Source organism: Micromonospora endophytica, from assembly GCF_003236305.1.
Lineage (GTDB): Bacteria > Actinomycetota > Actinomycetes > Mycobacteriales > Micromonosporaceae > Micromonospora > Micromonospora endophytica.
Window position 1 is genome coordinate 24,096 of record NZ_POTX01000005.1, and the last position, 18,327, is coordinate 42,422.

Annotated in this window: 20 protein-coding genes; 13 read left to right on the plus strand and 7 right to left on the minus strand. The window is 68.2% G+C overall.

Annotated elements, in window-relative coordinates; translation table 11 throughout:
* The first annotated feature begins 97 nt into the window (after positions 1-97).
* Complete coding sequence (locus C1I93_RS01655; protein ID WP_223256427.1) at positions 98-439, plus strand: hypothetical protein; 342 nt, start codon at positions 98-100, stop codon at positions 437-439.
* Here the strand turns inward: C1I93_RS01655 and C1I93_RS01660 are convergent.
* Positions 436-2,280 (minus strand): glycoside hydrolase family 3 protein, encoded by a 1,845-nt coding sequence (locus tag C1I93_RS01660; RefSeq protein WP_111241403.1) that lies wholly within the window; start codon positions 2,278-2,280, stop codon positions 436-438. The genes C1I93_RS01655 and C1I93_RS01660 overlap by 4 nt on opposite strands.
* Before the next feature lie 408 nt (positions 2,281-2,688).
* On the opposite strand from C1I93_RS01660, the gene C1I93_RS01665 reads away from it, so the two are divergent.
* Positions 2,689-3,117: a cold-shock protein gene (locus tag C1I93_RS01665; RefSeq protein WP_111241404.1), complete on the plus strand. Its 429-nt coding sequence runs from the start codon at positions 2,689-2,691 to the stop codon at positions 3,115-3,117.
* Between the two features lie 48 nt (positions 3,118-3,165).
* Here the strand turns inward: C1I93_RS01665 and C1I93_RS01670 are convergent, their stop codons facing one another.
* Entirely contained in the window at positions 3,166-4,704 is a 1,539-nt protein-coding gene (locus C1I93_RS01670) for a TROVE domain-containing protein (RefSeq protein WP_111241405.1), read from the minus strand.
* A 483-nt stretch (positions 4,705-5,187) separates the two neighbouring features.
* On the opposite strand from C1I93_RS01670, the gene C1I93_RS01675 reads away from it, so the two are divergent.
* Together C1I93_RS01675 and C1I93_RS01680 are read left to right on the plus strand one after the other, a co-directional pair.
* Positions 5,188-5,622, plus strand: a complete 435-nt coding sequence (locus tag C1I93_RS01675; RefSeq protein WP_111241406.1) for a VOC family protein — start codon at positions 5,188-5,190, stop codon at positions 5,620-5,622.
* A gap of 68 nt (positions 5,623-5,690) precedes the next feature.
* On the plus strand, positions 5,691-6,179 hold the full coding sequence (locus C1I93_RS01680; protein WP_111241407.1) for a YcxB family protein: 489 nt from the start codon (positions 5,691-5,693) through the stop codon (positions 6,177-6,179).
* Positions 6,180-6,194: 15 nt separating this feature from the next.
* Here the strand turns inward: C1I93_RS01680 and C1I93_RS01685 are convergent, their stop codons facing one another.
* Together C1I93_RS01685 and C1I93_RS31315 are read right to left on the minus strand one after the other, a co-directional pair.
* Positions 6,195-6,803, minus strand: a complete 609-nt coding sequence (locus C1I93_RS01685) for a GNAT family N-acetyltransferase (protein WP_111241408.1) — start codon at positions 6,801-6,803, stop codon at positions 6,195-6,197.
* A 69-nt stretch (positions 6,804-6,872) separates the two neighbouring features.
* On the minus strand, positions 6,873-7,673 hold the full coding sequence (locus C1I93_RS31315) for a DUF6650 family protein (RefSeq protein ID WP_181444965.1): 801 nt from the start codon (positions 7,671-7,673) through the stop codon (positions 6,873-6,875).
* Between C1I93_RS31315 and C1I93_RS01695 the strand changes: the two genes are divergently transcribed.
* Both C1I93_RS01695 and C1I93_RS01700 read left to right on the plus strand, forming a co-directional pair.
* Entirely contained in the window at positions 7,666-8,136 is a 471-nt protein-coding gene (locus tag C1I93_RS01695) for an RICIN domain-containing protein (protein WP_111241432.1), read from the plus strand. The two genes, C1I93_RS31315 and C1I93_RS01695, sit on opposite strands and share 8 nt — an antisense overlap.
* Before the next feature lie 89 nt (positions 8,137-8,225).
* Positions 8,226-8,831: a cadmium resistance transporter gene (locus tag C1I93_RS01700; RefSeq protein ID WP_111241409.1), complete on the plus strand. Its 606-nt coding sequence runs from the start codon at positions 8,226-8,228 to the stop codon at positions 8,829-8,831.
* Positions 8,832-8,897: 66 nt separating this feature from the next.
* On the opposite strand, the gene C1I93_RS01705 is transcribed toward C1I93_RS01700, so the two are convergent.
* Positions 8,898-9,263, minus strand: a complete 366-nt coding sequence (locus C1I93_RS01705; protein WP_111241410.1) for a GntR family transcriptional regulator — start codon at positions 9,261-9,263, stop codon at positions 8,898-8,900.
* The gene (locus C1I93_RS01710) at positions 9,260-10,036 is read right to left on the minus strand and encodes a hypothetical protein (protein WP_111241411.1); all 777 of its coding nucleotides are present in this window, start codon (positions 10,034-10,036) and stop codon (positions 9,260-9,262) included. The genes C1I93_RS01705 and C1I93_RS01710 overlap by 4 nt, the downstream gene beginning before the upstream one ends.
* Positions 10,037-10,228: 192 nt before the next feature.
* Here C1I93_RS01710 and C1I93_RS01715 point away from each other — a divergent pair, with 192 nt between their 5' ends.
* Positions 10,229-10,984 (plus strand): hypothetical protein, encoded by a 756-nt coding sequence (locus C1I93_RS01715; RefSeq protein ID WP_111241412.1) that lies wholly within the window; start codon positions 10,229-10,231, stop codon positions 10,982-10,984.
* Here the strand turns inward: C1I93_RS01715 and C1I93_RS01720 are convergent.
* Complete coding sequence (locus C1I93_RS01720) at positions 10,981-11,826, minus strand: DeoR/GlpR family DNA-binding transcription regulator (RefSeq protein ID WP_111241413.1); 846 nt, start codon at positions 11,824-11,826, stop codon at positions 10,981-10,983. The two genes, C1I93_RS01715 and C1I93_RS01720, sit on opposite strands and share 4 nt — an antisense overlap.
* A gap of 269 nt (positions 11,827-12,095) precedes the next feature.
* On the opposite strand from C1I93_RS01720, the gene C1I93_RS01725 reads away from it, so the two are divergent.
* From C1I93_RS01725 to C1I93_RS01750, 6 genes are read left to right on the plus strand one after another with little or no spacing between them, the layout of a single operon-like run.
* A complete protein-coding gene (locus C1I93_RS01725) occupies positions 12,096-13,379 on the plus strand; it encodes an ABC transporter substrate-binding protein (RefSeq protein ID WP_111241414.1) in 1,284 nt (427 codons plus the stop codon).
* 56 nt (positions 13,380-13,435) lie between these two features.
* The gene (locus C1I93_RS01730; protein ID WP_111241415.1) at positions 13,436-14,371 is read left to right on the plus strand and encodes a carbohydrate ABC transporter permease; all 936 of its coding nucleotides are present in this window, start codon (positions 13,436-13,438) and stop codon (positions 14,369-14,371) included.
* Between the two features lie 3 nt (positions 14,372-14,374).
* Positions 14,375-15,217, plus strand: coding sequence for a carbohydrate ABC transporter permease (locus C1I93_RS01735; RefSeq protein WP_111241416.1), 843 nt, complete (start codon positions 14,375-14,377; stop codon positions 15,215-15,217).
* 49 nt (positions 15,218-15,266) lie between these two features.
* Positions 15,267-16,130 (plus strand): ketose-bisphosphate aldolase, encoded by an 864-nt coding sequence (locus C1I93_RS01740; RefSeq protein WP_111241417.1) that lies wholly within the window; start codon positions 15,267-15,269, stop codon positions 16,128-16,130.
* A gap of 1 nt (position 16,131) precedes the next feature.
* Positions 16,132-17,349, plus strand: a complete 1,218-nt coding sequence (locus C1I93_RS01745) for an ADP-dependent glucokinase/phosphofructokinase (protein ID WP_111241418.1) — start codon at positions 16,132-16,134, stop codon at positions 17,347-17,349.
* The gene (locus C1I93_RS01750; protein WP_111241419.1) at positions 17,346-18,296 is read left to right on the plus strand and encodes a class I mannose-6-phosphate isomerase; all 951 of its coding nucleotides are present in this window, start codon (positions 17,346-17,348) and stop codon (positions 18,294-18,296) included. The genes C1I93_RS01745 and C1I93_RS01750 overlap by 4 nt, the downstream gene beginning before the upstream one ends.
* Positions 18,297-18,327 lie beyond the last annotated feature (31 nt).

An 18,327-nucleotide genomic window follows, 5' to 3' on the forward strand; every position in this document is an offset into this window, starting at 1 on the left:
TGCCGTGCTGCCGGGCTCCCACCACGGTTGTCCACATCGGATAATCGGGCCGACCGAGCCGCCGCCCTCGATCGGCCGACGGCTATTGTCGTCGGTCGTGGAAGATGATCACAGCGTGGTGTGGACGCTGCACCGGCGCGACGACGGCCAGACGATCGCTGATCTGGTGGTGACCGGCGGCAATTTCCCCTGGCTGGACGCGCGTGTCCAACCCCGGGACGGGCTCGCGGAGTTCCGACCGCTCTTCGCCGAGCAACTGCGGCTGCTCGATGGCGGCAGCGACGCGGAGAGCTGGGACCGCGCGTACGGGGCGGTCCGCAACGCCGTCACGCTGCGGTACCCCGAGGGGGACGAGGCGCCCGAGTTCATCCTCCATATCAGCGGCGACGCGGCGTGGTGGCGGTGGAACGACGAGCCGACCGACCAGGAGGACGACTAGGGCGCGTCGGTGCGGTAACCGATGCCCGATCCGTACCGGAAGAGGACCTTCGTGCCGTCGGGGGTGCGGATGGTGACCGGCAGGCGGCCGGTGGGTTCCGCACCGACGATGGTGTCGGCTATCGCGGCGAGGGAGACGTCGCGGTAGCCGTAGGCCGCGAGGTAGGTGGGGGCGGACGGGAAGTACGCGATGTCGTACGGGCCGCCGACGGCGACCGTCACGATCGGCTTCTTCGTCGCCAGCAGCGCCTTGACCAGGTTCTGCTGGGTCACGTCGTTCCAGGCGTTGTTGGTGATCACCACGGTGACGTCACTGGCCCTGGCCGCCGCCACCACCTGCTTGATGGTCTGGCTGTCCGGCGATCCGGTCCACATCGGCGTGGCCACCAGCCCCTTGCTGGACAGTTGGCTGGCCAGCCCGGGGACGGCGTTGACGCCCCAGCCGGTGACCAGCAGGTGTTGGCCCGACTGCGCCGCCAACGGCAGCACCTGGTTCCGGTTGCGCAACAGTGTCATCGACCGGTGCGCGGCAACGGACATGGTCTGCTGGTCGGCGGCGGTGCCGACGAACGAGTCGACGGCCTCGCTCGTGGTGAAGGGGTCGTCGAAGAGCCCCAGTTCAGCCTTCATCCGCAGGATCCGGTACACCGACTGGTCGATGCGGTGGCGGCTGATCGTGCCGTCGCGTACCGCGTCGAGCACTGTGGCGATGGCGGCGGGCGGATCCGTGGGCAGGAGCAACTCGTCGTTGCCGGCGTTGACGGCATCGAGGATCACCTGCTCCTGCGGGATGCTCGCCAGCGCCGAGGCCCGCAACGCGTCGGTGATGACCACCCCGTCGTACTTGAGCTTGTCGCGCAGCAGTCCGGTGATGATGGGCTTGGAGAGCAGAGCCGGCGTGCGGGTGGGATCCAACGCCGGCACGATCACCGCCGTCGGCATGATCGATTTCACGCCGGCCTCGATCGCGGCCCGGAACGGCGGGATGTCCGTACGCAGAATCTCCTCCCGGCTCTCGTCGACGACGGCGATCCCGGTGTCCGGGTTGGCCTCCGCGCTGCCCAGCCCGGGGAAGTGTTTGGCCGTGGCGGCGACCCGACCGCTCTGCTGATATCCGGTCACGGCCGCCGCGCCGAAGGCGGAGACCGGCCTGGTCCGGTCGCCGAACGAGCGGGTCCCGTCGGCGGTGTTGCGGGGGTTGGTGTTGACGTCGACCACCGGTGCGTGGTCCATGTTGATGCCCATCGCGCGCAGCTGCCGGCTGGTCGCGGCGGCCGTCGAGTACGACAGCCCGCGGTCGAACGTCGCGCCGATCGCCATGTTGCCCGGAGAGATCGCCGACGGTGGCGGAATCCGGGTGACGAATCCGCCCTCCTGGTCGGTGCTGATCTGCACCGGTACGCCCTTGTCGGCCAGTGCCGCCTTCTGCAACCCGTTGGACAGCAGGGCGACCTGCTGCGGATTGTTCAGGTTGTTGGAGGCGGTGAAGTAGATGATGCCGCCGGGGTGGTACTTCCGCAGCAGTTGGGCGCCATTGCGGATGTCGCTGCCGTAGAGCGCCTGGTTGGCAGCCACGTCGGTGGGGTTCGTGGTGGTGGCGGTGTCGCCGTACACCTGGAGGACGAACATCTGGCCCACCTTCTCCGCCAGCGTCATCCTCGCCATGACCGCCCGGACCCGCTGGTCCGGCTGATGGCCGGCAGGCGGCCCGCCGTCGCCTCGGTACGCGCTGCGCTCCGGTGTCGAGCCCACCCCCGCCGAACCGCCGGCGGAGAGCATCAGGCCGCACGCGACGACCAGGACGACGGGAACCCGTAGGGCGGATCCGATCCGACGGAACATGGGGCTGCCCTCCCGTATCAGGACCCCGACCGTCGGCGTCCACCTCCTGGCACCCTCCCCGAGCAGACATGAATGTGCGGGTTTGTCGCTTTCAAATCACCCAGGAGTGGCGATACCGGCGGCCAAGGTGACAGCTGCCCCTGGCGGGGCCGGGAGGGGCCAATCAGGCCGAGACCGGTGCCGTGACGAACAGGCAGAACGGATGCCCCGCCGGGTCGGCTCAACCCACGCCATCATCGACAACGAGGATGTGGCTGACTACGCTCAGATCCCATCTGAGCAGGGGCCGGTCAAGCGACGATCGGAGGACTGACCGCGCCGGGCACCCCCTCCGGTTACTGTTTGTTGCGACAATTGCAACAGGCGTTGTGTGAGTTTGTTGGCGTTGAGTAGGTGTGGGAGTTGGTTGTGGCTTCTGTGGGTAAAATCATCCGTTTCGACGACGTTCGCGGCTACGGATTCATTGCCCCGTCCGGTGGCGGCGAGGACATCTTCGTCCACGCGAACGATTTCGGCGAGCACCGCCACCTGGTGCGGCTGGGCCTGCCGGTCGAATACGAAGCGGTGGAGGGCGACCGCGGCCTGAAGGCCGCCTCGGTGCGCATCATCGAGCCGATCGGATCGTCGGACGCGACCACGAACGGCATCGAGCGCCGGCCCCGCGTCCGCATCGAGGGTGACGAAGAGATGTGTGACGTGCTGGCACCGGCCGAGTTCACCAGCGCCATAACCGAAGTGCTGCTGCGCTGTTCGCCGTCGTTGACCGGTGCCCAGATCATCGACATCAGGGAACGGTTCGTCGAGTTCAGCCGCGCCCACGGTTGGGTCGACGGCTGAGGTCCGGTGTTGCGGCGTCGGCCTGCCGGGCCGATGCCGCAACGCGCATCAGAACGGCCACTGATCGCGGGATCCGACCTCGATCAGTGGGATCATCGCGAACGCGGCGTCGGACAGGCCACCGAAGGTGTGCCGGTTGCCCTCCGTCGGCATGTGCCCGACCCGGTACCCGGCCAGGTTCCAGGTGTAGACCGGCACCCGCGCGGGCACTGCCGCCGTCACGTCTGCCTCGCCATGCCAGTGCGCCTGCTCGTCGGTGAGGATGACCAGCCGGTCGTGCCCGTCGTAGTGATCCCGCACAGCCTGCTCCGTCCGGGTTCCGCCACCGTAGAAGTAGCCGCCGTCCTTGAATCGACGCACCGCGGTCAACACTGACTCGCCCGCGACTGCCGGAAACACCCGGCTGGCATCGGAGAACGACACCACTGTCGGGTTGCGCGCCCGAGCGGCAAGGGCGAGACCGAACACGGTGGCCGCGTCCCAGCAGCACAGCGTGCCGTCCTTGCTGAACGCACTGCTCATCGAGAACGACGTGTCGATCAGGATCAGCGTCCGCGCGTCCAGGGCGGGCACGTTCGCCAGTGCATGCTGCAACGCCTGCTCCAGCGGGTACGCCCAACGCAAGCTCGGCGTCGCGTTGTACGCCGACAGGAAGCGCATCGGCAGTACCCGCGAGCGCGCGACCTCGCCCGGGTCGGCGAGCTTCGCCGCCACCGCTTCGGCCACGGCGTCGCTGACCCCGGCCCGGTCGAAGTTGCGCAGATTCCGCAGCAACGCCAGGTAGCCCATGGTCGGGATGATCGCCTCCCAGGCCGCGGCGTCCATGGCGGACTGCCGCCAGCCGGCGAGCGCCTCCCAGGTCATGCCGGCCGCGCTGAGCACCGCCGGGTCGGTTACCTCTCGACGTTGCCCGACCGGAAGTCCCATCAGCTCGGCCCGCGCCGCCAGCACGGGTAGCGACTCGGGTAGCGGGTTGTCACGCTGGTGACGCCGGTCCAGCGCGTGCCGGAACAGCTCCCCCTGCCGCTCGTCTCGCGCCCTCGGATGGGTCAGGTCGATGACGTCACCGAACCGCACGGCACTGCCCTCGGCGTCGTATTTGAGCAGGCTACGCTCGTGGTACAAGCGCACGACCGCATCCGCGATCCCCCGCTTCACCGGCTTCGGCAGCGCCCGGCCATGACGACCCAGCCAGTACGCCAACGCCTCACCCGGCTCGTCCGCACGCTGCAACGCCGCGTCCACGATGGCCCGGGAACCGGGAACACCCGCCGCGACCTGTGCCCGGGCGCCCTCCAGGGCCGCCACCACCGCCGCCGAACGCAGCATCGCACCGGTACGCAGCCACGGCACGAACCGGGCAAACCATTCGGGGTCGGTGACCGCGACCGCGGCCACCAGCTCACGAAACCGGGCGTCGCGGTGAGCGGCACCCTCGTAGAAGGTGTCCTCACCGACCATGTTCGACACCGCGAGCAGAAACAACTCGGCGCGCGGCTCCCGGCTGAAGCCCGGCGCGCCCTCGGCGGTCACCGCCTCGCCCGTTCCGTGGTGCTGCCGGCGCAGCTTGATGTTGAACTTGGCCATCACGTTCCCCCGTGTCACTCACCGAGGCGCCACCACACCGCATACCCGAGATCAGAAGTCGGCCACGGAACATGTCCGCCGCTCTGTCCGATTGAGCTATCAGCCCGAAGGCGTACGGGGGACTCGAACCCCCAACCTGCGGATCCCGAAGTAACCGTTGCCTGCGCACCGGGTATGCGGTGTGGTCGCGCCTCCCGAGATCGAAGCGGCGACGGCGACTGGCCCTTGCGGGCCAAGGTGACCTGGGCCGCTGGTCGACACCGCCAGAGGCGGCGGCGGGATTCGAACCCGCGTCTCCCCGTTATGAGCGGAAGTAGCCGTTGCCTGCGCACCGGGAGGTGCGGGGATCACCGTAAGGGCTCTCACCTTCGTCGGCAAACACAAAACTCGCTCAGCGAGTGGTCGGCCGGTGCACGCCGACACCCGCCCTGCCCATCGCAAAAAAGGCAAGTCAACACGACAGCATGCCTCTATGGTGGGCCGATGGCATCGGTAAGGCAGATTCAGGTCACCTTCGACTGCACGGAACCTGAGCGCGTCGCGCGGTTCTGGTGCGAGGTGCTGGGGTACGTCGTACCGCCACCACCGGAGGGCTTCGCCACCTGGGACGAGTTCGATCGCACGCTGCCACCCGAGCACCAAGGCGCGGCGTTCGCCTGCGCCGATCCCACAGGCGTGGGCCCGCGACTGTTCTTCCAGCGCGTGCCGGAAGGCAAGGTCGTCAAGAACCGGCTGCACCTCGACGTGCGGGTCGGCACCGGGCTGGTGGGGGACGAGCGCGTGGCCGTCCTTGAGGCCGAATGCGCGCGGCTGGTCGCCCTCGGCGCGGTACGCGTACGGCTGCTGCGGGCAGACGGTGTCAACGAGTCGTGCCTCGTGATGCAGGACGTCGAGGGCAACGAGTTCTGTCTCGACTGAACGAAAGTCGCCATGACCGAAGCCTCACACGACGGTACGACAACCGGTGTGGGCACTATGGTGCTGACGTGCACATCCGTTTCGACGTACCCGCCGATCCCACCTACCCGGGCCGCGTGGCCGCCGCGCTCACCGGCGTGCAACTGCGCAAGTACGGTTATGTCGGTGCGGTGCTGACGGCGGTCGGGGTTGTCGTGTTCGCCGTCTCCCGGGGATTCTCCTGGGGCCCGCAGGTCACGCCGCTGTGGATGGCGATGATCGTGGGTGGCCTGCTGGCGATGCTCTACTGGCCGTTGATGCGGTGGCGCGCCCGGCGTCGCTCCGGTCGCTACGCCGTCGAGGGCGGCTACGACATCACCGATGACAACATCATGATGCGCAGCGGCGTGGAGTCCGCCGGCATCGCCTGGGAAGCTGTCACCCAGGTGAAGGACACCCCCGAGTTCTGGATCGTGTACGTCGGGCAGATGCCGGCGACCGTGATCCCGCGATGGTTGATGTCCGCCGACGACGCCGAGACGTTGCGTGTCTTCCTGGCCGGACGTGGGCTGCGGTAGTGCCGGGCGGGGCCGTCAGGCGATGCGTGCCCACATCTCGCGGGTCATCTCGTACTCGACCTCACCCAGTTCCGATCCCGGAAGCGGTTCATCCCAGTCCGCGAAGTACGTACGCACGTAGCGCATGCCGACGGCTTCCATCACTCCGCGGGAGCCGGCGTTCACTGCCATCGTCTGGGCGATGACCCGGTGCTGCCCGACCGTGTCGAAGGCGTGCCGCAGCAGGACCCGCGACGCCTCGCTGGCCAGGCCCTTGCGCCAGTGCCGACGGACGAGGCGGTAGCCCAGCTCGGCGACCGTCGGGTCGTCAGGCTGATCGGGTCCGTGCGCCGGCGGCAGCATCATCAGCCCGATGAACTCGCCGTCGCCCTCACCCGCAGGCGGCCTCGATCCGCGCACACCGCCGTCAGTTCCGAATGCCAACCAGTACCCCAGGCCCTCCACCTTGCCGGCCAGCGCCAGCCGCTGGGCGTGGGAGGCGATCACCTCTTCTCGGGATCGCGCCCGGCCGCTGATGTAACGCAGCACCTCCGGGTCGGCGTCGAGCTCGATCTCCCACTGCAGGTGCCGCTCGGCGAGCGGCACCAGCAACAGACGGTCGGTACGCAAGATCGGCTGCGGCATGCGGCAACGATCGCACCACCGTGCCGCCCACGCGATCCGTTTTTCCGCCGATCTGCCGCGTGCCGCCGGTCAGGGGCGACCCGGCCGGTCGGGCTCGCCGGCGCTGTCCAGGAGCGTCGCCAGGTCAGTGGGCTCCCCGCTGGCGTCCTCCGGCACCGGAGGCATGATCGCCCGGAGGTCTTCGTCCACTTCAAGGTCGTAACGGTCGGCCAGCGCGGCGACGTAGAAGCCGAAGGTCGAGCGGAGTTCACCCACCGCGACGAGGAACCGTCGCCCGCCGAGTTGGCCGGTGCCGCCGCTTTCGGCAGCCGCATCCAGGAAGCGCCGGCAGGCAGCGCGCATCTCCTGGAGCGCACGCAGGAGCTTCGGCCCCGGATCATGCTGTTGCAGTTGGTCGCCGAGGAACTGGCGGATCTCCTGCGCGGACTTCACGCAGTAATGCAGGTCGTGGGGATCAACGCCACGGGGACCGAACAGCAGACGACGGTCCTCAAGGAAGCGGATCGTACGACGGGCGATGTCCTTGTTCGTCGTGCCGAACTCCCACCTCGCTCCGAGACCAAAGATCGAGAAACTCAGCTCCTTCGGTTTCATGGCGCACACTCTATGGGGCACCGTCACAGTGCGCGGGCCGACACCTCCGCTCGGTACTGCTCCACCGTCTCCGGCTACCGGCGTGATCGTGGCTGCGGCACCGATCCACACATCGTCCTCGATCACGATGGGCGCGTGGGTGATGAAGTCGTACCGTTCGTCGAGTTCGACGGGGTGTCCAGCCGTGCTGAGTGTCACCCGGGGACCGATCAGGACCCGGTCCCCGATTCTGATCCCGCCGTAGTCGAGGAAGAAGCATCCCTGATTGATGAACACGCGCTCGCCCCACATCGAGGACCGCAGCCTGTGCCTGGGCGAAGGCCGGGAGCGCAACCGCCGTAGCGATCGGCCGCTGGCGGTGCAGCGGCCGTGCGACGAGGTGTCCCCGGACACCTACCTGAAAGAAGTCGGCGACGATGTGTACGAGCTTCAGTGGCACCACCCGACGGAGGGCGCGGGGTGCCTGACCGTGGACGACGCGCACACCGGCGACGGCGCGCTGTTGGCCCCGTCGAACTGCGTCGGAGCCACCCATCAACGCTATCTGCTGGACCCGGTCGACGATTCGACAGCAAACAACTACCGTCTCCGCCCGGTCCACAGTGGTCTCTGCATCGGCATCCTCGGCGGCCCGGCTGAGGTGAACATCGGTGCCGAGGCGGTGCAGACGCCCTGCTCCGGGGCTGACGACCAGGAGTTCTTCATCTCCGCCACCCAGCGGGCGAACCGTACGTCATGACGATGCCGGATATCTGAGCCGACTTACGCAGATGAGCCCGGCGGCGTCGTCAATCCGTGTCGTGATCACAATCCGTAGAGTGGCTGCCCATGGAAGACCTCCTCAGGATCATCGCCACCGCGGCCGGGGTCTTCGCGGGTACGAACGTCGATGACCTCATCGTCTTGGCGGTGCTGTTCCTGTCCGCTCGGGCGTCGGGCAAGCCTCGGCCATGGCAGGTCTGGGTCGGCCAGTACACCGGGATCGCAGCCCTGGTCGTCGTTTCAGCAATTGCCGCTCTCGGCCTGACGATCATTCCCGACCAGTGGGTCGGGCTGCTGGGACTGGTCCCGTTGGGCCTGGGCGTGCGGGGTCTCGTCGGCGCGATCCGCAGCCGCGGCGACGAAGAGCCGCTTGCCCCGGCGGTGGCTTCCGGACTTCTCTCCGTCGTCGGGATCACGGTGGCCAACGGTGCGGACAACATCTCCGTCTACACGCCGATGTTCCGCACGATCGGAGTAACCGCCAGTCTGGTAACGGTCGCCGTGTTCGCCGTCGGGGTCGCTGTCTGGTGCCTGGCGGGCTCGTGGCTCGGCTCCCGCCGCACCGTGGTCAACGTCATCGAACGGTACGGCCACTGGATCGTGCCGGGCGTGTTCATGCTGATCGGTGCGGTAATCGTGATCGAGTCCGGCGTTCTCGCCCAGTTGGCCTGACACCGGCACCTGCCATCCCTATGCCGCCGACCCGGCCACGTCGAGCGATGTCCCGCTGAACGGTGGTTACCGTTTTGAATCATGGCCGAGTGCCGCCTCGACGATCCGGATCGCCTCGGTGGGATCGATGCCGACGCTGGTGACCACCGCTGCGTAGTCGCGAGCGGCGCGGCGGGCCTGTTCGAGGGCCTGGTCGCCGGCGGCCGAGACGAACGAGCCGGCCCGCCCGCGGGTCTCGATCAGCCCGGCCTCCTCCAGCTCCCGGTACGCCCGGCCGACGGTGTTCACGGCGAGGCCGAGGTCGGCCGCGAGCCGGCGGACCGTCGGCAGCCTCGTACCGACAGCGAGCGAGCGGTCCTGGATCTGCCTCGCGAGCTGGGCCCGGAGCTGCTCGTACGGCGGCGTTGGCGAGGCCGCGTCGATGACGATCATCGGGTGGCCATGGCGCGCCGTGCCGCCGTCCCGGCGCCGCTGGTCCGGATCTGGATCAGGCTGAGCGCGAGGACGCCCACCACCACGAGCGCCAGCGCGACGGCGTTCCACCAGCCGAGCGATTCCCCGTACAGGAAGATGGCCGGCAGCGACCACACCAGGCTGGGTGTGACAAGGGCGCGGGCGTCCTCGACCCGCATGACGACATCGGCGGTGAGCGACGCCTCGTCCTCTGCCACGGCCGGGCTCGCCAGCACCTGGCGCAGCTGCATGACAGTGCCGGCGCCGGCGCCGGCGAGGCCGATCAGCACGACGATCGCCCCGAACCGCAAGCCGGAGTCGGGAACCGGCAGCACGCTCACCGCGAGCAGCACGGCGCTGGTGAAGGCGGCGACCGTGAAAACGGTGTACGGCCAGTCCAACACCGCCGGCCAGCCGAGCTTGACCGGGTGGGCGACTCGTCGGGACAGTTGCGCGCCGGCCCGTTGGTCGACGCGCCGCACCCACCAGCGGAGCAGCCACTGCGCCACCAGCAATCCGACCACCAGCGCCGTCAGCGCCAGCAGGGGCAGCCAGGAGGACGAGGCATAGGTGAGTCGCAACGCGTGGGTGAGTGCCGCCCCGATCAGGAACGCGGCCAGCAGGAGACTGTCGGCGAGCTTGGCACGCCGCCGCACCGCCAGCCGCGCCGCCAGCAGCGGGGTCGGCTCGACGTCGGCCAGGCCGTGCCGGGCCAGCCACCGCCCGGCCTCCGCGTGATCTGCCTGTCGCATGCCACCACCTCCGAATGTCGCATGCCTTGTATCAACACGATGAGTCATAGCATGCGACAATGTCAACCCGGGGCGGGCGCTGCGCCTCACGAGGTCTCCGTGCTGGTGGTCCTTTTGGCACCGGGTAGTGGGCTTGCTCTTGCGGTCCGTACCGCCAGCGAAAGCGTAGTCCGGATCGGACATCATCGAGGCATGGGCGACCTTCTGATCAATCTGCTGGCGAGTGTCATCGCCGGCACGGCCGTCTGGCTCGCGGGCTTCCTGCTGCGTCGGCGCAAGCTGAACCAGGCCCGCGCCTTCTTCGGCCTCACCGCCGGAGCGCGCTGCCTGCTGGTGGTGTCCCGGCACGCCTCGTCGCCGCGCGAGTTCAGCGTCCACCGCCGCGACGTCGCCGCGCTGGTGGAGCTGGCGACCATCGCCCGGGAATGCGGCGCGCACGCCGACCGGGTCGGCGAGAACCAGCCGACCGGCGAGATCGGCCGGCTGACCGAATTCTGCGTCGGCGGCCCCGGCGGCGCGAGCCCGCGCAGCGTCACGCACGTACGCGCGATCCTCCGTGGCGTGACGTACGAGACCTTCGACGAGGAGAAGCGTCGGAGGTCGTTCACGGTCGGCGGCACCGAGTACGTCTACAGTCCGGAGACCAGCTACGTCCTGCTCGCCCGGTTCTGGGGGCCGGTCGGTGGACGCCCGGTGTTCTTCATCGGCGGCCTGACCGCGGGCAGCAACCTCGCCGGTGCCCGCTACCTGGCCACGCACCATCCCGAACTCGCCCGCACCTACGGCATTGACCGGCCATTCGCGCTGGTGCTGCGAATCGTGGAACCAGCCGCGTACGGCACCGACTTCACCGAGCTGGTCGCCGACGTGACCGACGTCGCCTTCCAGCCGGCCCGCGCGGCGGAGCCCGCCGGGGCACAGGGCCACCAACGCACCCCTGCTAGTTAGTCCGCGCTCCGCGCCGCACGCTGACGTGGTGAGGCCGCCGGGGTGATGATCTTCACCTCGTTCGCGGCGAGGGCGTCCCGCAGGCCGGCGGGCGGCATGGTGTCGGTGATCAGATAGTCGGCGCTGCCCAGCTCGGACACCTGGGCGAAGAGCCTGCGGCCGAACTTGGAGGAGTCGGCGAGGATAGCCACCCGGCCGGCACGCGAAATCATCTCCTGCATCATCGCGGCTTCGGCGAGGTTGCTCGTCGTGTAGCCGGCCTCCGTGTCGACCGCGCCGACGCCGATCAGCGCCAGGTCGCAGCTGATGTCCAGTTCGGCGCCGCCGCCGGCCCGGAAGCTGACCGGCCCGATGGTGGCGAGGGTGAGGGTACGCACCGCGCCGCCGAAGAGGTAGATGTCGCGGATCGCCGTGGGTGGTAACGCGCCGGGCACCAGCAGGTTGTTCGTCGCCACGGTGAGGTCCCGGTGTTGGCCGAGGTTGCGGGCGACGGCCAGGGTGGTGGTGCCACCGTTGATCATGATCGTCGAGCCGTCCTGGACCACTGTCGCGGCCAGTGCCGCGATCTTCTCCTTCTCCTGCTCCTGAAGGGTGAGGCGCTGGTCGACGGCGCGGTCGGTGCGGTAGACGGTGGACAGGCTGACGGCACCACCGTACGTGCGTACGAGGACCCCGTCGGCACTGAGCTGATCGAGGTCGCGTCGGACGGTGTCGATGGAGACGCTGAAGCGTTCGGCCAGCTCACCGACCGTGACCTGACCGGCGTCGGCGACGTACGCGGCCAACTGCGCCTTGCGCCCGGCAGGCAGATGGCGCTGCCGCTCGTCCTTGTCGACACCCATGCGTCCCCCTTGTCAGTGCGGCAGTATGCCACAACCCCGCGCGAGGTGCGCTGGCCGCCGCAGAGAACAGCATCGGACGGCACCGGAGGGCGACGTAGACATCCTGCCCAGCACCCAGGCCGCCCGGCGCGGGCCTCATACCCGCCGCACAGCTTTGCCGTAGTTCGCGTTTTCGTGCTGTTCTCCTCTTGTCTTTGCTGGTAACACGTTGCTAACGTGACGCCAATCTCGCAGAGAACAGAAGGATCTCGATATCGAAGGAGTTCGCCATGGCGCTTCCTGCTACCCGGCTGAAGCGAGTGATCGGGGCGGTGACTGCGGCGACGATGGTGGCGTTCGTCGCGGCATGCGGCTCGGACGACACCGCCTCGGACGGCACCGTGACGCTGGAGTTCGCCCAGTGGTGGGGCGCCGAACTACCAGCGGGTGAGTTCGACAAAATCATCAATGACTTCACGGCCCAGAACCCGGACATCAAGATCAAGCTGCTCAGCGCGCCGTACGCCTCGACCAAGCAGCAGCTGCTCACCGGCGCGGCCTCGAAGACCCTGCCCGACGTGGTGGGTCTCGACGGCGCCTGGGTCAACGACTTCGCCAAGCAGGGCGCGATCACCGACATCACCAAGCTGATGGCCGACGCCGGCTACGACGACAGTGAGCTGGCCAGCCAGATCCAGCTCGACGGCAAGACGTACATGATCCCGGTGGTCAACTTCGTCTACCCGCTCTTCGTCAACAAGGACCTGCTCACCGAGGCCGGCGTCGACAAGGTGCCGACCACCCGCACGGAGTTCCTCGATGCGGCCAAGAAGATCAGCGCGAGCGGCGGCGACGCCAAGGGCTGGGTGCTCCCGCTCGACACCGCCGTGCCCAACGGCGTCCAGAACGACGTCATGTCCTGGCTCTGGGCCTCCGGCGGCAGCATGCTGACCGACGATGGCAAGCCGAACCTGACCAGCGCGGAGGTCAAGAGCACCGTCGAGTTCGTGCAGAGCCTGAATGACGCCGGCGTCATCGCTCCCGGCTCGCTCACCATGAAAGAGCAGGACAAGGTCGAGAAGTTCAGCAACGGCCAGGTCGGCATGATGATCGACTCACTGGCGCACATCAACCTGATCAAGGAGAACAAGCCGGACCTGAACTTCGAGGTGGCCGCCCTGCCGGCCGAGGACGGCTTCACCGGCGAACGCGGCATCCCGTACGCGTCCTGGGGCATCGGCATCTCCGACTCCACCGAGCACAAGGCCGAGGCGTTCAAGTTCGTCTCGTACCTGATGAGCCAGGAGACGAACGCGAAGCTCAGCACGATCGCCAACGGCTTCCCCGGCAACAAGACCGCGGAACCCGATTTCAGCAACAGCGACCCGCTGTTCAAGGCCGCCTTCGACATCTACCAGCAGGGCTACCCGGCCAACGAGTTCGTCGGTCTGCCCAAGTCCGAAGACCTGATGCGCAGCTTCGCCGAGCAGCTGCAGCTCGTGTTGACCGGCAAGACGAGCGTCGACGAGGCCCTCGCCAAGGCGCAGGAGAACTGGTCCTCGGTCATCGAGTAGCCCGCCCCGGGCGCCGCGCCGGCCCGCCGGCGCGGCGCCCGACCAAGGAGACAGCCATGACTCTGACAGCACCGGAGACCTCGACTCGGGCCGCGCCGGCCGTCCCCGGGCGGTCCCGCTCCACGTTGACCCGGCGCCTGGTCCCGTACGGCTACCTGTCCCCCACTGTGCTGCTGATCGTGGTCCTGATGGTGGTCCCCATCGTCATGGTGATCGGCTACTCGTTCCGGGACAACGTGATCGTCCAGGAGAACTCGGTGTTCGCCGGGTTCGCCAACTACACGAAGGTGCTCACCGACCCGAGCTTCCTGTCCGCGCTCAAGAACACCGCCATCTTCATCTCGGTCAGCACCGCGGCGCACCTGGTCCTCGGGCTCGCCTTCGCGATGATGCTCAACAGTCCGCTGCTCGGCGGCGTCACCAAGGCCATCTTCCGGATCGTCTACATCCTGCCCTGGCTGTTCACGATCGCGGTGATCGCCGTCATCTGGCGGCTGCTGCTCGACCCGGCCGGCGTGGTCAACCACGTGCTCCAGACCCTGGGCCTCATCGAGCAGGGGGTGAACTGGTTCAGCGACCCGAGCATGGCGCTCTGGGCGGTGAGCTTCGTCAACATCTGGGCCGGCTACCCGTTCTTCATGATCAGCCTGCTGGCCGCCTTGCAGGGCATCCCCGGCGACCTGTACGAGGCCGCCGCGGTCGACGGCACCAACTGGTTCCAGCGGTTCGTGCACGTCACGCTGCCCCAGCTCCGGCCGGTGATCATCAGTATGGCGGTGCTCGACCTGATCTGGACCTCGCACCAGTTCGCACTGATCTGGATGACCACCGGAGGTGGACCGCTGAACTCCACCGAGATGCTCAGCACCTTCACCTACAAGCAGGCGTTCAGCGAGTACGAGTTCGCCACCGCGTCCGCCGCCGCCGTGATCGTCCTGCTGCTCACCATGGTGCTTGCCTTCTTCTACGTACGCTCGCAAAGGGAGCGGTGAGACATGACCACCGTCAAGATGCGGCGTACCTTCGCGAAAGTCGGCGTCGTCAGCGGCCTGGTCGTCGGCGGGCTCTTCGCCGGCCTGCCGGTCCTGTGGCTGCTCTCCACCTCGTTCAAGAACAACGGCGAGGTCTTCCAGAACCCGCCGCAGCTCATCACCGAGGGCTTCTCGTTCGACGCCTACCGCGCGATCCTGGGCGACGGCGCCCAGCTGCGCTTCTTCCTCAACAGCTACATCGTCGCCATCGCGGTGACCATCCTGACGCTGCTGGTGGCCATCCTGGCCGGGTACGCCTTCAGCCGCTTCACGTTCCCCTTCAAGAAGACCATCAACGCGGTGATCGTCAGCGTCCAGGCGGTGCCGCCGATCACGCTCGTCATCCCGTACTTCGGGCTCATCGTGGCGCTCGGGCTGTACGACACCTATCTCGGTCTGATCCTCACGCACATGGTGTTCACCCTCCCGTACGCGATCATCATGATCACCGCGTACCTGAACACGCTGCCGCGTGAACTGGACGAGTCGGTGAAGGTCGACGGGGGCAGCGGTTGGACCGCGCTGTGGCGGATCCTGGTGCCGACCGCGGTGCCCGGCCTGATCGCGGTCGGTGTCTACACGTTCATGATCTCGTGGAACGAGTACCTGTTCGCGCTCACGCTGACCCGCACCGACGAGATGCGGACGGTGCCCATCGGCATCCAGCTGCTCATGGGCCAGCACTCGTACGAGTGGAACCAGATGATGGCGATGAGCGTCCTCGGCTCCATTCCCGTCCTCCTTCTCTTCCTCTTCTTCCAGCGGCGGTTCATCGGCGGGCTCACCGCCGGAGCTGTGAAGGCATGACCCGACCGGCAACCCCTGACCCAACCGGCAACAAAGGAGAAATTCGGAAATGCTGATCACCGGCAAGGCGATCCTCGACGTCGCCAACGCGCACAGTTTCGCCGTGCCCGCCTTCAACATCAGCGACTGGGCGATGTTCAAGGGCATCGTGGAGGTCAGCGAGGAGACGGACGCTCCCCTGATCGTCGCGATCCACCCGGACGAGGTGCGGCACATCGGGCGCGAAATGGTCACCGGCATCATCGAGCGGTCGCACAATTCGAGCGTCCCGATCGCGATCCACTGGGATCACGGCGCCACCTACGAGCAACTCCTGGAGGCGGTCCAGTTCGGCTTCACCTCGGTGATGATCGACGGCTCGCTGAAGCCGTTCGAAGAGAACGTCGCCATCACCAAGCGGGTCACCGACTCGGCGCACGTCGTCGGCGTGTCAGTGGAGGGTGAGCTGGGCACGATCGGCGGGAACGACAGCTACGCGGAAGCGGGCGCTGCGGAGATCATCTACACCGATCCCGACGATGCGGTCACCTTCGTCGAGCGGACCGGCGTGGACAGCCTCGCCATCGCGATCGGCACCTTCCACGGCATGTACCCGGCGCACCTCAAGCCGGAGCTGAAGCTCGACCTGCTCAAGGAGATCAAGAGCCGGGTGCAGATCCCGCTGGTGCTGCACGGCGGCTCCGGTAACCCGGACGACGAGATCCGCGAGGCCGCGCAGATCGGCATCAACAAGATCAACATCTCGACCGACATCAAGCTCGCCTACCACGCCAAGATGCGCGAGGTGCTCGGCAACGACCCGAAGACGCGCGAGCCCAACGCCATCCAGCCCGCCTGCATCGACGCCATGAAGGTGGTCGCCGCCCAGAAGATCGAGCTGTTCGGCGCCGCCGGCAAGGGCTCGCTCTACTGACATGGCGGACGCGTCCCGTGTGCTCCTCGGCCTCGGCGGTTGTGTCGACTACGAGCTGAAGCTGACCGCCGACGTCCTGCAACAGCTCGTCGCCGACTACGGCATCGTCGCCGCGGAACTGATCTCGCCAGCCACGGTGACGAGCGAACGGGACCTGGTGGTGTCGATCCTCGGCTACCTCGCCCGGGGCGGCGGCGGCGAGCACTTCGTCGCCTCCGCCCCGGCGCTGGAGACCTTCGCCGGCCGGTTCCCGCACCGGGTGGCACTCGGGGGCACGTCGGTACGGGCCGGGATCCTGATGAGCCGGCTGGGCATACCGTCGACGCTGCACCTGGTGAGCGTCAACGACACCGTCCGCACCCTGCTGCCGGCCGGCGGTGACTACTTCTCCAGCAGCGTCGAGGACACCTACCACCCCCACCTGATCGTCCAGTACGACCAGGGCCTGCGGATCCGCGCCGGCGACCTCGACCTCACCGCGCCGTACCCGAACCGGCTGATCTACGTCAACGACCCGGCCAACAGCGACCTGCTGCTCAGCGGCGACCTCGGCGACCGGCTCAGCACCGCGGACGTGTTCCTGATCTCCGGCTTCAACGCCATGCGCTCCGCAACCCAACTCGCGCACCGGCTCACCGAGCTGCGCACCCACATGCGGCGGCTGCCGACCGGGGCGGTGACCTACTTCGAGGACGCCGCGTACCACGAGCCCGCGTTCAGCCGCCAGGTCCGCGACACGCTGCTCGACGCGATCGACGTGTACGGGCTCAACGAGGACGAGTTGCAGTCGTACCTCGGGCATCCGGTCGACCTGCTGTCCCCGGCGGAGGTCGCGGCGGCGCTCACCGAGGTACGCGCGCTCATCCCCGTACCGACGCTGGTCCTGCACACGAAGTACTGGGCGGTCACGCTCGGCTCCGCCGCCTCCCGGTACGCCGACGCGCTCGACACCGGCACCGTCATGGCCGCCGTCCGCTACTGCCACGGTGACGACTTCACCGACTCCGATATCGCCCGGCTACGCCGGCAACCCCGCCGGCCCGAGTCGGTGACCTTCGCCGCAGCGCTGCACACCCGGATGGGCGACACGGTCCACTGCGTCCCCGGGTTCGCACTCGACGTCCGCAACCCCACCACCGTCGGGCTGGGCGACACCTTCGTCGGCGGCTTCCTCGCCGCGCTCGCGCGGACAGAAGTTGATTGGACCGCAGAGCGATGACAGTTGAAGTGCTGCCCGCCAACCAGCCGGAGACGTTCTACCGGGGTGCCGGCCGGATCGCCGGATTCCGTAACGTTCCCGCGCTACCCGACCGCCCCGAGGACTGGGTGGGCTCGGTGACCACCCGGTTCGGGCTGGGCCCGTCCGGGCTGTCCACCCTCTCCGACGGGCGCGTGCTCGCGGAGGCGATCACCGCCGATCCGCGCTGGTGGCTCGGTCCGGAGCGCACCGACACCGGCGTGCTGGTCAAGCTGCTCGACGCCGGCCAGCGACTGCCGCTGCACGTACACCCGGACCGCCGCTTCGCCACCGCCCACCTGGCCTCGCCGTACGGAAAGACCGAAGCCTGGGTGATCGTCTCGGCCCGCCCCGGCGCGTACGTCCACCTCGGCTTCGCCCGGGACGTGCCCGCCGACGAACTGGCCGGCTGGGTGAGCGGGCAGCGGACCGCGCAGATGCTCGACGCCACGAACAAGATCCCGGTGTCGGCCGGCGACGCGATCCTCTGCCCGGCCGGGCTGCCGCACGCGATCGGTGACGGCATCCTGCTGGTCGAGGTCCAGGAGCCGACCGACTTCTCGGTGCTGCTCGAATACGAGAACTTCGGCCTCACCGACGGCCATCTCGGTCTCGGCTACGACCTGGCCCTGCGATGTGTCGACCGGGGCCGGTGGACACCGGAGCGTCTCGACCGCCTGCGGGGCGGGCAGCGACTCCTGCCCGAGGCCGCCGACGAGTTCTTCGCCGCCCACCGGCTGCACGGCGGTGACCGGCTGGAGCAGGGCTTCAGCGTCCTGGTCGTGGTGGCAGGCGAGGGCCGGCTGACCGGCGAGCAGGACGACCTGTCGCTGCGGCGGGGAGACACCCTGCTGGTTCCGTACGCCGCCGGCCCGCTGCGCGTGGACGGTGACCTCGAGGTGATCCGCCTGGCGGCAGCAGCACCCTGACTTCCCTCACCCAGAAGGCGGGTCGCCGATG